Source organism: Sinomonas sp. (genome assembly GCF_051955515.1).
Taxonomy (GTDB): Bacteria; Actinomycetota; Actinomycetes; order Actinomycetales; family Micrococcaceae; genus Sinomonas.
Window position 1 is genome coordinate 1 of sequence record NZ_JBQCGQ010000264.1, and the last position, 13,588, is coordinate 13,588.

The 13,588-nt window shown below is 68.7% G+C and carries 11 protein-coding genes; 4 read left to right on the plus strand and 7 right to left on the minus strand.

Going from position 1 to position 13,588, the window contains the following annotated elements; genetic code table 11:
- Positions 1-102 precede the first annotated feature (102 nt).
- The 7 genes from ACTHL9_RS15625 to ACTHL9_RS15655 all read right to left on the minus strand — a co-directional run bounded on the left by ACTHL9_RS15625 (position 103) and on the right by ACTHL9_RS15655 (position 7,654).
- The gene (locus ACTHL9_RS15625; protein WP_440520204.1) at positions 103-945 is read right to left on the minus strand and encodes an inositol monophosphatase family protein; all 843 of its coding nucleotides are present in this window, start codon (positions 943-945) and stop codon (positions 103-105) included.
- Positions 942-3,257, minus strand: coding sequence for an NAD-dependent DNA ligase LigA (ligA, locus tag ACTHL9_RS15630; RefSeq protein WP_440520205.1), 2,316 nt, complete (start codon positions 3,255-3,257; stop codon positions 942-944). The genes ACTHL9_RS15625 and ligA overlap by 4 nt, the downstream gene beginning before the upstream one ends.
- Before the next feature lie 15 nt (positions 3,258-3,272).
- Positions 3,273-4,073: a PP2C family protein-serine/threonine phosphatase gene (locus ACTHL9_RS15635; RefSeq protein WP_440520206.1), complete on the minus strand. Its 801-nt coding sequence runs from the start codon at positions 4,071-4,073 to the stop codon at positions 3,273-3,275.
- Positions 4,074-4,096: 23 nt separating this feature from the next.
- A complete protein-coding gene (locus ACTHL9_RS15640) occupies positions 4,097-5,263 on the minus strand; it encodes an adenylate/guanylate cyclase domain-containing protein (RefSeq protein WP_440520207.1) in 1,167 nt (388 codons plus the stop codon).
- Positions 5,263-5,832 carry a PH domain-containing protein gene (locus ACTHL9_RS15645; protein WP_440520208.1) on the minus strand — a complete coding sequence of 190 codons (570 nt, stop codon included), beginning with the start codon at positions 5,830-5,832 and terminating at the stop codon, positions 5,263-5,265. Before ACTHL9_RS15645 ends, ACTHL9_RS15640 begins: the two co-directional genes overlap by 1 nt.
- On the minus strand, positions 5,825-6,721 hold the full coding sequence (locus ACTHL9_RS15650; RefSeq protein WP_440520209.1) for a biotin--[acetyl-CoA-carboxylase] ligase: 897 nt from the start codon (positions 6,719-6,721) through the stop codon (positions 5,825-5,827). Before ACTHL9_RS15650 ends, ACTHL9_RS15645 begins: the two co-directional genes overlap by 8 nt.
- A 63-nt stretch (positions 6,722-6,784) precedes the next feature.
- Positions 6,785-7,654: an SDR family oxidoreductase gene (locus ACTHL9_RS15655; protein ID WP_440520210.1), complete on the minus strand. Its 870-nt coding sequence runs from the start codon at positions 7,652-7,654 to the stop codon at positions 6,785-6,787.
- Between the two features lie 210 nt (positions 7,655-7,864).
- On the opposite strand from ACTHL9_RS15655, the gene ACTHL9_RS15660 reads away from it, so the two are divergent.
- The 4 genes from ACTHL9_RS15660 to ACTHL9_RS15675 all read left to right on the plus strand — a co-directional run bounded on the left by ACTHL9_RS15660 (position 7,865) and on the right by ACTHL9_RS15675 (position 13,274).
- Positions 7,865-9,448, plus strand: a complete 1,584-nt coding sequence (locus ACTHL9_RS15660; protein ID WP_440520211.1) for an acyl-CoA carboxylase subunit beta — start codon at positions 7,865-7,867, stop codon at positions 9,446-9,448.
- Positions 9,445-9,675 carry an acyl-CoA carboxylase epsilon subunit gene (locus ACTHL9_RS15665; RefSeq protein ID WP_440520212.1) on the plus strand — a complete coding sequence of 77 codons (231 nt, stop codon included), beginning with the start codon at positions 9,445-9,447 and terminating at the stop codon, positions 9,673-9,675. The genes ACTHL9_RS15660 and ACTHL9_RS15665 overlap by 4 nt, the downstream gene beginning before the upstream one ends.
- A gap of 348 nt (positions 9,676-10,023) precedes the next feature.
- Positions 10,024-11,730 (plus strand): DUF885 domain-containing protein, encoded by a 1,707-nt coding sequence (locus ACTHL9_RS15670; RefSeq protein WP_440520213.1) that lies wholly within the window; start codon positions 10,024-10,026, stop codon positions 11,728-11,730.
- Between the two features lie 152 nt (positions 11,731-11,882).
- Complete coding sequence (locus tag ACTHL9_RS15675; RefSeq protein ID WP_440520214.1) at positions 11,883-13,274, plus strand: dicarboxylate/amino acid:cation symporter; 1,392 nt, start codon at positions 11,883-11,885, stop codon at positions 13,272-13,274.
- Positions 13,275-13,588: the final 314 nt, after the last annotated feature.

Genomic DNA, 13,588 nt, shown 5'->3' on the forward strand with positions numbered 1-13,588 from the left:
TGGCGTCCTCGAAATAGCCCGCACCCAGATAGGCGGCCCGAGTGATGCGGGCGATCTCCGCATAATCCGCTTCGGTGGCCTCGCGGACCGTCAGGGCGCGGCTCACTCGACCGGGAAGCGGCCGGAGAACTCGATCCCGCCCGCACACGTCCACGCCGCAAGCCGCTCCGGATCGGAGGGACCGCCGTCGAGCGGGCTCGTCAGCTGCGGGCGCCGGACCCAGCAGCCGGCCTCCTCCGCGATCAGCGCGCCAGCAGCGAAGTCGTGCTCGTTGAGTCCTCGTTCCCCGTACGCATCGTGGGTCCCATCCGCGACGAGGCACAGGTCGAGGGCGGCGGAACCGAGTCGCCGCATGTCGCCGAAGCCGTCCATGAGCCCGGGAAGGAAGTGCGCCTGCTCGGCCCGTACCGACGGGTCATAACTGAAGCCGGTCGCCAAGAGGGCCGAGCCCGCCGAGTCGCGGCCTGGAACCGGGCCGTCGAGCAGCCGCGGCTCGCCGCCTTCGTCACTCCTGAAGGCACCCCCGCCGCGCACAGCCCAGTATTCGCGCCGGAGCGCGGGAGCATGGACGACGCCGGCAAGCCACCTCCCGTTGTCATCGGCCACCGCGACGCTGGTCGCGTAGTAGACGATGTCGCGGATGAAGTTCGTGGTGCCATCGAGCGGGTCGATGGACCAGCGGAAGCCGCTCGGCTTGGCGACCCTCGTGGTCCCCTGCTCCTCGCCGGTGACGATGTCGTCGGGGCGCTCGGCGGCAATCACGCCGCGCACGGCCTCCTCCGCCGCCACGTCGAACGTGGTGACCCAGTCGCTTCCGGAACGCGTGGTCTCCTCGACGAGGCGGGCGCCGTCGCGCGTTCTGAGGACCCCGGCGCCAGCGGCCGCCGCGCGCCGCGCGACGGCCAGGAGCTCGGTCAGGAATTGCCCGCTGTAATCCACGCTCACTTGTCCTCGTCCGCTTCGGTCACCGCGACGGCCTTGGCCTCGAGCGAGTCGTCGGCGTTTGCCCCATCGTCTCCTGCCGCGCCGTCGCTTCCGGCCGCCCCGTCGCCGAGGCCCGCTGGGCCCTCAGCCAGGAGCAGCGCAAACCGGGCCTCATCGAGGACGGGGACTCCCAGAGACGCGGCCTTGTCCAGCTTCGACCCCGCGTTGTCGCCCGCCACCACGTAGTCCGTGTTCTTGGACACGGATCCGGCCGCCTTGCCCCCACGCAGGATGATGGCCTCCTTGGCCTCGTCCCGGCTGAAGTTCTCGAGCGAGCCAGTCACCACGACGGTGAGCCCATCGAGGGTACGCGGCATGGACTGATCCTGCTCGTCCCGCATGCGGACTCCGGCCCGCTTCCAGCGCTCGACGATCTCACGGTGCCAGTCCTCCGCGAACCACTCCTTGACGGCTGCCGCGATGGTCGGGCCCACGCCGTCCACGTGGGCCAGCTGATCCTCATTGGCGGCTTGGATCGCGTCCATCGACCCGAACGCGGTGGCGAGCGCGCGGGAGGCGGTCGGGCCCACATGGCGGATCGAAAGGGCCACGAGGACGCGCCAGAGGGGCTGCGTCTTGGCCTTCTCGAGTTCGCGGAAGAGCTTCTCGGTGTTGGCCGTGGGCTTGGACGGGGTCTTCGCGCTGGGCTTGGTCCAGAAGTAGGGAACGAGCTCCCACTCCCCCGTGCCCACGCCCTTGGAGCGCTTCTCGCGGCGGATCTTCACGTCCCGAAGGTCTTCGGGCGTGAGGTCGAAGAGCCCCGCCTCGCTCTCGAGCGGCGGGACCTCCGGTTCGGCGGGCCGCGTCAGGGCGATCGCGGCTTCCCAGCCGAGTGCCTCGATGTCGAAGGCGCCGCGGCTCGCCACGTGGAAGACCCGCTCCCGGAGCTGGGACGGGCAGGACCGCGCGTTGGGGCAGCGGATGTCCACCTCGCCCTCCTTCGCCGGGGCGAGGGGCGTGCCGCACGAGGGGCATTCGGTGGGCATCACGAAGTCCCGCACCGGAGGTTCCTGCTGGTCGCGGAGGGCGAGAACCGGGCCCACGATCTCCGGGATCACGTCCCCGGCCTTCCGCAGGACCACGATGTCGCCGATCTTGACGCCCTTCGCCCTCACCACGTCCTGGTTGTGCAGCGTGGCCATCTCGACCGTGGAGCCCGCGACCTTCACTGGAACCATGACGCCGAAGGGAGTGACGCGTCCCGTCCGGCCCACATTGACCGCGATGTCCAGCAGCTTCGTGTGCACTTCCTCCGGCGGGTACTTGAAGGCGACCGCCCAGCGGGGAACCCGGCTCGTGTGCCCCAAGGCGCGCTGCGTCGCGAAGTCGTCCACCTTGATGACGATGCCGTCGATCTCATGGGTCACGCTGTGGCGCTTCTCGCGGTAGGTCTCGATGTACTCGCGGACCTTCTCGTAACTGTCGAAGACCTCGTAGTACGGGCTGGTCGGTAGGCCCCACTCCTTGAGCAGCTGGTACGTCTCGGACTGGCTCTTCACGCCGAGGCCCTCGCGGGCCCCGATGCCGTGGACGAACATGCTCAACGGACGCTTGGCGGTCTCTGCCGGATCCTTCTGCCGCAGCGAGCCCGCAGCCGCGTTGCGGGGGTTGGCGAGGGGCGCCTTGCCGTCCTCGATCAGGGCCTCGTTGAACTCGTTGAACGCCTTCGTGGGGATGTAGACCTCCCCGCGGATCTCCACCTCTTCCGGGTGGTTCTCGCCGGCCAGCCTTCGCGGGATGTCCTTGATGGTGAAGACGTTGTGCGTGACGTCCTCGCCGGTGCGTCCGTCCCCGCGCGTGGCGGCCCGCATGAGCTCGCCCCGTCGGTACAGGAGGTTGATGGCGAGGCCGTCGATCTTGAGCTCGGTGAGCCAGCGGACCGGCGGGAGGTTGCCGATCGCAGCGACGCTCGCCTCCGCCCGGGCGACCCACGCAGTGAGCTCGTCGACAGAGAAGACGTCCTCGAGGCTGTACATCCGAGTGAGGTGCTGGACCGGAGCGAAGGCTGCGGTTGCCTCCCCGCCGACCTCCTGCGTGGGCGAATCGTTCGCGACCAGCTCCGGGTGCAGGGCCTCGAACTCCTCGAGCCGGCGGAACAGCGCGTCGTATTCCGCGTCCGAGAGGACCGGTGCGTCCTCGTTGTAGTAGAGCGCCCGATGCCGGCGGACTTCCTCCGCAAGCGACTCATACTCCTCGCGAAGCGTCGCAGAAGGAGTCGCGGGCTGAGTCGCCTGCGAGGTGGCAGCTTCGGGGATCACGGATTCTGCGCTCACGTGTCCTATCTTGCCTTACCCCTCCGACACAGGAAGGGGCTCTTCGCCCGCCTGCTCGCCGACGCCTTCCACCCCGACGACGATGACCGTCACGTTGTCGCGACCGCCGGCTTCCAGCGCAGCCCGCACGAGCGCATCGGCGGCCGCCTGCGCGGTCTCGCCCTCCTTCAGGAGCTCAGCGATCTCCCCGTCCTCGAGCTCGGTTGTGAGGCCATCGGAGCAGATGAGGAGGCGCTGCCCGTCCACGGCGCGCAGGAGCCAGAGGTCGGGGTCGGCGTCGAACCCGGTTCCGAGGGCCCGCGTGACCACGTTCCGGCGCGGATGGATGCGTGCTTCCTCCTGCGTGATCTCGCCCCGCGCCACGAGCTCCTGGACCTCAGAGTGGTCCACCGTGATCTGGACGAACTCGTCCTCCAGCGCAACGTAGACCCGCGAATCCCCGACGTTCGCGACGATCCAGGCGGGAGCACCGTCGTCGTCCTCTGCAAGGAAGGCCGCGGCGAGCGTGGTGCCGGCCCGCGCGCCGGTCGCGTCGCGGATCGCCCAGTCTGCGCGGCGGATGGCGAGGATCACGTCCAGGGCGGTCGCGGCGCGGCCCCCGGACAGGGTCTCCTCGCGCCCGAGGCTCTCGACGCAGAGGGCGCTCGCGACCTCGCCCGCCTCGTGACCGCCCATGCCGTCGGCGACCGCGAAGATCGGCTCGCGTGCCAGCAAGGAGTCCTCGTTGAGCTCGCGGACCTCGCCCCGGTCGGTGGCAGAGCCCACATCGAGCACCGGCCGCGCGGACCGCCGTGACACCTCGTCGCCGCCGGTCATCGGCACTCCCCTCGATTGAGCCATCAGTCGAGCACGATACCCGTGCCTTCGCCCCTGCCCAGCGCGACGGGCCGAACTTCGCCGAATCCGCGCACATTCTGGACCTCGAGAGGGGTGAGCACGAAGCGCGGGTCGTCCTCGAGCACGCCGGCGGTCAGATCGTCCACGAGGACTTGGCCGGGCTCGGCGATGGCCGTGAGCCGGGCGGCCAAGTTCACGGTGGGGCCGTAGATGTCGCCGAGACGGCTGAGGACGCGTCCCCACACCATCGCGACCCTGCCCTCGGGGAGCCGCTCGTCTGCTGCGATCTCCCGGGACAGCGCCAACGCGATCTCCGCGCCCGCCGTCGGCGTCTCGGCGATGTAGAGGACTTCGTCCCCGACCGTCTTGACGAGCCGGCCGCCGCCCACCGAGATCACCTCGGCGCACTTGTTCTCGAAGGTCTGCACGAGACGGGCCAGCGTCTTCTCGTTCATCCGACGCGAAAGGCTCGTATAGGAGACGAGATCGGCGAACCCCACGGATCGGGCCAGCGGCAGGGGCGCGTCGTCCTCGCCCCCCGTGCGTCCCTCCTCGCTCGCCTCGAGGCCCTGCTTCGCGCGCACGGCCAGGCGCTGGACCCCGGCGCTGAGCTGCCGGCGCCACGAATACACGAGCATCTCCTCGAGGGGCTCGATGAGCCTTGGCAGCTCCGCGACCAGGCGGACGCGAGCCTCGGCGTCCGAGATCCCGTGGGCCACCACCATGTCCTCGACGAGGGCCTCGACCTGCCAGACCACCATGCGGTCCGTCATCTGCCCGATGGCCCGGGTCACCGAGATCGCAGCGTCCTCCGTGAGAACACCCTCCCGGACGAGCTTGGGCATGATCTTGAGGTGCTCGAGATCCTCGGCGGTGAAGGCGAGATCGTCGTCGGTGAAGTTCGGCATGCCGAGCGCGCGCCAGAGCTTGCGTGCCGAGAAGAGGGAGAGGCCGACCCCCTGCGCGACGTCGCGGCGCTTGAGGGTCCGCTCGCCTCCGAGCAGAAGGTTCTCGAGAGCCCGCGCCGCGCGGCGGTAGTCGATTCCCGCGACTGGATCCTCCTGGCCGTCCTCGAGAGGGCCCGCGAGTTCGTCGAGGGTCCCCGAGCCCACGGGGAGGTCGGCAGGCATGGGGGGAGGCAGCTCGTCGTCCATCGCTTCGCCCTCCATCAGTCCTCGCCCAGCAGGCGCGGCGTACCGCCGTCGTCCGTGCCCGGAAACCCGTACCCCGCCGGCAGCTCGTCGATCGCATCCAGCACGAGCCGGCGAAAGCTGCGCACGTCGGGCACGTCGTCGAGCCTGAGGCTTGCCGCCTGCCCCGTGGACAAGGTTATCGAACCCGAGTGGGCGAAGGATTGAAGAATCGACTGGGTGACGGCGACGTCCTGAACCATGGCAAGGGGCAGTTCGCGGTCGTGGCGCCGGAACCCACGCTGCCGCCGGAGGACCCGCCGGCTCGTGAGCACATAGTGGAGCGAGGACCAGGCCGCGAGCCTGCGGAGCGGATAGATGACCAAGATCCATGCGCCCAGGACGGCCGGCACGAGCGAGAGCCACGGCCCCGTGCCCCAGGGAAGCCACGGGATGAGGGTATCCAGATGGCCCCTGTTGAGCCACCCCGCGGCGAAGGACGCCGCGCCGCACACCAGTACCCCGACGACCGCGGGGACCACGAGCACGGAACCATGCCGTCGGGTATTCACGATCACCTGCTCCCCCGGGGCGAGCAGCTTACGCATAGCCGCCATCGGCCGGGCGGAGATGAACGACGTCGCCTGCGGACACCGCATGCCGCTCGCCGCCGTCCTCCACGACCTGCAGCGCGCCGTGACCGTCGAGCCCTGTAGCCCGCCCCTCGAGCCGGCGGCCGCCCGGGAGTTCGACGCGCACCCTCCGTCCGAGGGTGATCGTGGCGTCCTGAACGCGCGAGAGCAGGGTCTGGCCGCCCAGCAGGGCCGCGTCGGCGTTGCCGTGGACGGCGCAGAAGGCGCGGTAGTAGCGGGCGAACTCCTCGAGATACGCGACCAGCAGACTGGTCCGATCCACGGGCCGGCCGGCGGCGAGGCTCGCGGAGGTTGCCGTGGGGACGGGCAGCTCGTCCTTGGTCAGCGACACATTGATGCCGGTTCCGAGCACGACAGCGGGTGGCTCACCGTGCACTCCGGGCGCGAGGTGGGCAAGGATCCCCGACACCTTGAGGCCGCCGACCACCACATCATTCGGCCATTTGAGCGCGGACTCGAGCCCGGCCACGCCCGCGAGGGCCTCGCGCAGAGCGAGGGCCGCGAGCGGCGAGAACCACGAGTAGGACTGCGTCGGGAGCGGCCGCCCCGAGGGACCGTGGGGACGCAGGAGGATCGACACGGCGAGAGACGCCCCCGAGGGCGATTCCCACGGCCGGTGCAGGCGCCCCTGGCCCTGAGTCTGGTTCTCCGCGACGAGGACCCCGAGGTCCCCCCATTCCTCGGCCTCGGCCCCGGCGAGCCGCATGAGCTCGGTGTTGGTGGAGCCGATCTCGTCGACGATCAGGACCTTGGACAGCCCGGTGTGCGCCACGAAGTCCGCACCGAGGCGCGATCGGTCGAGGGGGCCGCGGGCCGGCGCCTGCACGGGGGTGTCGTGATCCATACGGGAATCCTAGCGAGCGAGGGCGTTTCCCCAACCTCGAATCGGGCCGCGCGGAATCAGCTGTCAGAGGAAGATGTCGCGCACGAGCTGCTCCTCGTCAGCGCCCAGGCTGTAGCGGGAGAAGTCCGTCACCCCTGCGCCTTTGAGCGCTTCCTCGTCCGTGAAGAAGTTGCCGGTGGTGAGGCGGGGGTCGCTCGTGAGGATCGCGTGGGCGGCATCGGCCACGATCTCAGGACTCCGGGACGCATGGGCCATGGCTTGGCCCCCCGGCAGGTTGCGGATCGCGGCCGTGTCGATGAGGGTGCAGGGCCAGAGCGAGTTGACGCCGATGCCGTCCCCTCTGAGCTCCTCCGCGAGGCCGAGGGTCACGAGGCTCATGGCGTACTTGGCCATGGTGTACCCGAGATGCTCCCCCGCCCACTTGGGGTCGAGGTTGAGGGGCGGGGACAGCGTGAGGATGTGCGGGCCCCTCCCCGCGTGCGCCGACTCCCGCAGTGCCGGGAGCGACAGCTTGGACAGGAGGAAGGTCCCGCGTGCGTTGATGTCCTGCATGAGGTCGTACCGCTTCATATCGAGCGCGTCGGTACGCGAGAGATCGATCGCCGAGGCGTTGTTGACGACGGCGTCGACTCCGCCGAAGCGCTCGACGGCGCTCCGCACGGCGCGCGCTACGTCGTCGTCATGGCGCACATCCCCCACAATGGGGAGCGCGTGTCCGCCCGCGGCCTCGATGGCGTCGGCGGCGTCGAACACGGTGCCGGCGAGCTTGGGATGGGGCTCGGCGGTCTTCGCGAGGAGGACGAGGTTGGCGCCGTCGCGGGCTGCGCGCAGCGCGATGGCGAGCCCGATGCCGCGGCTCCCGCCGCTCATGAGGAGGGTTCGGCCGGCAAGGGTGGGCCGCGGCCCGGTGTCGCCGGGTGTGATCGTCGTCATACTGGTGAGTGTACGCCTCTTGTTACCGGTGAGTAACAAGGGCGGGGTCGACGCCTTGCCGCGGGGCGCCGTCGTACGCGCCGCGGCGACAAGAAATTGTAGGATTCCTACACAAGCGGCCCGAAGTGGGCTTACTAGACTGATTCCACGGCTTCGCAGTTTGTGCGGAACCTACATCTGACCGATTGCTGACCGAGAGCTGGAGCGCGCGTGACCCACGACCTGACCACGACTGCAGGCAAGATCGCGGACTTCCGCGAGCGGCGAGCCGCCTCGCTCCTTCCGTCCGGTCCCGACGCCGTGGAGAAGCAGCACGCGCGGGGGAAGAACACCGCCCGCGAGCGGATCGAAATGCTCCTCGACGAAGACTCGTTCGTCGAGTTCGACGCGCTGGCGGTCCACCGGTCCACGGCGTTCGGAATGCAGAAGAAGAAGCCTCTCGGCGACGGCGTCGTCTCCGGGTACGGCACTGTCGACGGGCGCCTCGTGGCCGTCTACAGCCAGGAATTCTCCGTCTACGGCGGTTCCCTGAGCCAAGTGAACGGCGAGAAGATCGTGAAGGTCCAGGAGTTCGCGCTGCGCAATGGCTGCCCCGTGGTGGGCATCAACGACGGCGGCGGCGCGCGCATTCAAGAGGGCGTCGCCTCGCTCGCGATGTTCGCGGACATCTTCCGCAACAACGTCGCGGCCTCCGGCGTCGTCCCCCAGATCTCGCTCATCATGGGCCCCTGCGCCGGCGGCGCCGCCTACTCCCCTGCGCTCACCGACTACGTGGTCATGGTGGACAAGACCAGCCACATGTTCATCACCGGTCCGGACGTCATCAAGACCGTCACGGGCGAGGAAGTGGACATGGAGACGCTCGGAGGTGCGCGCCAGCACAACGCGACCACCGGCACCGCGACGTACCTCGCCGCCGACGAGAAGGACGCGATCGAGTTCGTCCGCGAACTCCTCGACTACCTCCCCTCGAACAACCTCGTCGAGGCGCCCGTGCTCGATTCCGACCAGGAACTCGAGGAGACCGAAGAGGACCTCTCGCTCGACGCCCTCGTCCCCGACGCTCCGACGCACGGCTACGACATGCGTCGCGTGATCGAGTCCATCGTGGACGACGCCGCATTCCTTGAGATGCAGGCGCTCTACGCCCCCAACGTCATCATCGGCTACGGCCGCATGGAGGGCCACACCGTGGGGATCGTGGCCAACCAGCCGATCCAGTTCGCGGGCACGTTGGATATCGCCGCATCCGAGAAGGCGGCACGATTCGTGCGCCACTGCGACGCATTCAACATCCCGATCGTCACGCTCGTGGACGTCCCCGGCTTCCTCCCAGGCAAGGACCAGGAGTTCCAGGGCATCATCCGGCGCGGCGCGAAGCTCCTGTACGCCTACGCCGAGGCGACCGTCCCCAAGCTCACCGTGATCTGCCGGAAGGCCTATGGCGGCGCCTACATCGTCATGGGCTCGAAGAAGCTCGGCGCCGACCTCAACTTCGCGTGGCCCACCGCGCAGATCGGCGTCATGGGGGCACAGGGCGCCGTCAACATCCTGTACCGCCGTGACCTCGCCGCCGCCCAGCAGGACGGCGCGGACGTCGAGGCCAAGCGCGCCGAGCTCATCCGCCATTACGAGGAGGAGCTCCTCAACCCGTACCAGGCCGCGGAACTCGGGTACATCGACGCTGTCATCGCGCCGTCCGAGACCCGCGTCCAGCTCCTGCGCGGGCTCCGGGCGCTGCGCGACAAGCACGCCTCCATGCCCGCCAAGAAGCACGGGAACATCCCGCTGTGAGCGCGGATCGTCCAGCCGACGGGGCCGAGAATCGCCCGGCCCTGTTCTCGGTCACCAGCGGGAACCCCACGCCCGAGGAGCTTGCGGCGCTCACCGCGGTGCTCGCCGCCGTCGGCTCCTCTTCCGAGGAGGAGGCCGCGCCCGCGGCTCCCACCCGCCGCGAGCGGATCCGCCGCGCGACCCTCCGCCCCCGTCACATGATGAACCAGCGGCGCGGGCGGTACTGACCCCTTCCGGTGCTGCTCGCCTCCGGCCCGCCCCCCTCGTTGCGCCGTCACGTTTGCAGGGTACGGAACGCTCCTTACGTGACTGCACGCGCCGTCGGAACCCCACCTGCGGGAGCACCACAGAGTCCGACCACTTTTCACCGCCGAATTCCGCGCTCGTCGGCGTGTCACGGGGCGACACGCCGAGCGTCTCTCCCAAAGAAGGTCGGAATCGGTTGGGCGGGCAGACGACGCAACTGTTGTTCACCCCGCCGTCGCCCCCGCACCCTGCAAACGTGACGGCGCAAAGGGGCGAGAAATCTGCACGGGTTCTTTCACGTGTCGGACCGTGCGGCTAGGCTCGGAGGCGTGACTCAGAACACCCCAAACCTGCATCGCACCCCGACGAAGGTGGACGCCGTCGCCGAAACCTTCACCGACCGCTTCCTTGAGCTCAACCCATCGCTCGCCACGGAACTCGGCTTCCCCGGGCACGAGACGGAGTACCCGGACTACTCCCCGGCGGGCCACGAGGCCAAGCTGGCGCTGTTCCGTGAGACGCTGGCAAACCTCGCCTCGGTCGAGGCCGCCGACGAGATCGACGAGGTCACGCTCGACGCCATGCGCGAGCGGCTCGGCCTCGAAATCGAGGAGCTCGAGAGCGGCTGGACCGTCGCCGAGCTGAACAACATCGACTCCCCCGCCCAGAACATCCGGGCGATCTTCGACCTCATGCCCATGGACACGGCGGAGCAGTGGAGTCACATCGCGGGCAGGGCTGCCAACGTCCCCGCCGCCATTGACGGCTACATCGAGTCCCTGCGCAGCGCCGCAGCAAGCGGCAAGGTTTCGGCCGGGCGCCAGGTTCGCGCCGTCGTCGGACAGGCCCGGCAGTACGGTGACGAGGGCACGGGATTCTTCGCGCGCCTGGCCGCCGACGCGAGGCTCGACGGCGGCGACCCGCTTCCCGACGACGTCGCATCCGCCCTCGTGGATGGCTGTGCCGCCGCGGGGGGAGCTTACGGGAAGCTCGCGGAATTCCTCGAAGGCGAGCTCCTCCGGCAGGCTCCCGAGAAGGACGCGGTGGGGCGCGAACGCTATGCCCTCGCCTCGCGGCGCTTCCTCGGCGCCACGGTGGACCTCGAGGAGACCTACGCGTGGGGCGTCGCGGAACTCGACCGCATCATTGCCCAGCAGGAGGCCGTCGCCGAGCAGATCAAGCCCGGCGCCAGCATCGAAGAGGCCAAGAAGGCGCTCAACGAGGACCCGGCCCGCCAGCTCAAGGGGACCGATGCGCTGCGCGCTTGGATGCAGGGGCTCTCCGATCGAGCGATCGAAAACCTGGCAGGCACGCACTTCGAGATCGCCGAGCCGATGCACAAGCTCGAGTGCATGATCGCTCCGACCCACGACGGCGGCATCTACTACACCGCCCCGTCCGACGACTTCTCGCGGCCCGGCCGAATGTGGTGGTCGGTGCCGGAGGGCGAGGACTCCTTCACCACGTGGTCGGAGACGACGACGGTCTACCACGAGGGCGTCCCGGGTCACCACCTGCAGTGCTCGACGGCGGTCTACCGGCGCGAGCTGCTCAACCGCTGGCGACGCCTCATCTGCTGGGTCTCCGGCCACGGCGAGGGCTGGGCCCTTTACGCCGAGCGGCTTATGGACGAGCTCGGGTACCTCGCCGATCCCGGCGATCGGATGGGCATGCTCGACGCGCAGAGGATGCGAGCGGCCCGAGTGGTGTTCGATATCGGCGTGCACCTCGAGCTCGAAGTCCCCGAGCGCTGGGGTTCGGGAACCTGGACCCCCGAAAAGGGCTACGACTTCCTTCGGGCCAATCTGGAGATCTCGGAGGGACAGCTCGATTTCGAGTTCCACCGGTACCTCGGATGGCCGGGCCAAGCGCCGTCTTACAAGGTGGGCCAGCGACTGTGGGAGCAGATCCGGTCCGACCTCGCCGCTCGCGCCGAAGCTGAGGGCGGCGAGTTTGACCTCAAGGAGTTCCACACGAGGGCCCTCAACCTGGGGTCGGTCGGATTGGACACGCTCCGTCGAGCGCTTCTCGCCTGAGATATAAATCACCTTTGATAGGGGAATAACGTAACAATTCCCCGCGGTGGTGCGGAATTCCACGGGACTCCAGGAGACCGCACCACCATGTCAAAGTAATATTTCTCAACAGAGATTCGATGTGTTATACGAGGGCGTCCTATTGTGCTGCGGTGAGCACATCAACCAGCACCCGCACGCGCCGCCTCCCGGCGTGGGCCACGTCGTTCGGGACGCAGATCATTGCGGCCCTCGTCGTCGGCCTCATCCTCGGCCTCATCGCCAAGTACACCGGCAGTACGTCGGCCAAGCCCAACGGCCTTGGCGCAACTCTCTCCACGATCGGCAGCAGCTATGTCGCCCTGCTGCAGACCGCCGTCGTGCCCCTCATCTTCACCGCGGTGGTGAGCTCGATCGCCAACCTGCGTCAAGTATCCAACGCAGCCAAGCTGGCGTGGAACACTCTCCTCTGGTTCGCGATCACCGCGCTGGTCTCGGTCCTCATCGGCATCGGCCTCGGCCTTCTGTTCCAGCCCGGCGCAGGGACCGGCATCACCCAGCAGGCCAAGTACGCCGGCAAGACCGGCGACTGGTGGGCCTTCCTCACCGGGCTGTTCCCGCACAACTTCCTCGGCCTGAGCGCGAGCTCGACCGTTGCGGACGGCGGTGCTGTGACCACGAGCGTGAGCTTCAACGTCCTGCAGATTCTGGTCATCGCGATCGCCGTCGGCATCGCGGTCCTCAAGGTCGGCGCCAAGGCCGAGCCGTTCCTCGCCTTCACCCGCTCCGCACTCGAGGTCATCCAGAAGGTCCTCTGGTGGATCATCCGAGTGGCCCCGCTCGGCACGATCGGTCTCATCGGCAACGCCGTGGCCACCTACGGCTGGGACACCATCGGCGCCCTCGGCAAGTTCGCGATCGCCATCTACGTTGGCCTCGTCCTCGTGCTGTTCGTGTTCTACCCGATCCTGGTGAAGAGCCATGGACTCTCGATCAAGCAGTACTTCTCAGGCGTCTGGCCCGCGGTTCAGCTCGGTTTCGTGTCCCGCTCCTCCATCGGCACGCTGCCGCTCACGCAGCGCGTCGCTGAGCGGAACCTCGGAGTCCCGCAGGGCTACGCCTCGTTCGCCGTGCCGCTGGGTGCGACCACCAAGATGGATGGCTGCGCGGCCATCTACCCTGCCGTCGCGTCGATCTTCGTCGCCCAGTTCTTCGGCCTGCATCTGGACTTCAGCCAGTACCTGCTCATCGTGATCGTCTCGGTCCTCGGCTCCGCCGCGACCGCGGGGACCACGGGCGCCGTCGTCATGCTCACGCTCACGCTGTCCACCTTGGGGCTGCCGCTCGCCGGCGTCGGCCTCCTGCTCGCGATCGACCCGATCCTCGATATGGGCCGCACCGCGGTCAACGTGGCCGGCCAAGCGCTCGTGCCGACCATCGTCGCGAAGCGGCAGGGCATCCTGGATCTCGGGCTATACAACGCCCAGCGTTCCCGCAGCGCCTTCGTGGCCGAGACAGCCACCGAGGTTCCGGCGGACGACGACGCTCTGGTCGCCGCCCACTAACCAACCCCTGGCCACCTCCACCGCAACGCGTGGCCACCTCCACCGCAACGCCTGGCCACATCTGGCCGCCGTCAACGGGCCGCCCACTGTTTCCAGCAGGGCGGCCCGTTGCCGTTGTCCCGCGCGACGCGAGAGGTGGCCACGCGTCGGGCGAGAAGTGGCCACACGTCGGGCGAGAAGTGGCCACGGGACGAGGCGAGAGTCCCGGTCTCAAATTTGCACTCAGTGCAAAGTTGCACTTAGTGTAATGGGGTGACATCACTCGAGACCCCGTCCCGCCGCGAACTCAACAAGGCCGCGACGAGGGAGTCGAT

Coding starts and splice junctions, on each gene's coding strand:
- ACTHL9_RS15645 (WP_440520208.1), bottom strand. CDS start 5,832: ATGCGTAAGCTGCTCGCCCCGGGGGAGCAGGTGATCGTGAATACCCGA.
- ACTHL9_RS15650 (WP_440520209.1), bottom strand. CDS start 6,721: ATGGATCACGACACCCCCGTGCAGGCGCCGGCCCGCGGCCCCCTCGAC.
- ACTHL9_RS15635 (WP_440520206.1), bottom strand. CDS start 4,073: ATGACCGGCGGCGACGAGGTGTCACGGCGGTCCGCGCGGCCGGTGCTC.
- ACTHL9_RS15640 (WP_440520207.1), bottom strand. CDS start 5,263: ATGGAGGGCGAAGCGATGGACGACGAGCTGCCTCCCCCCATGCCTGCC.
- ACTHL9_RS15655 (WP_440520210.1), bottom strand. CDS start 7,654: ATGACGACGATCACACCCGGCGACACCGGGCCGCGGCCCACCCTTGCC.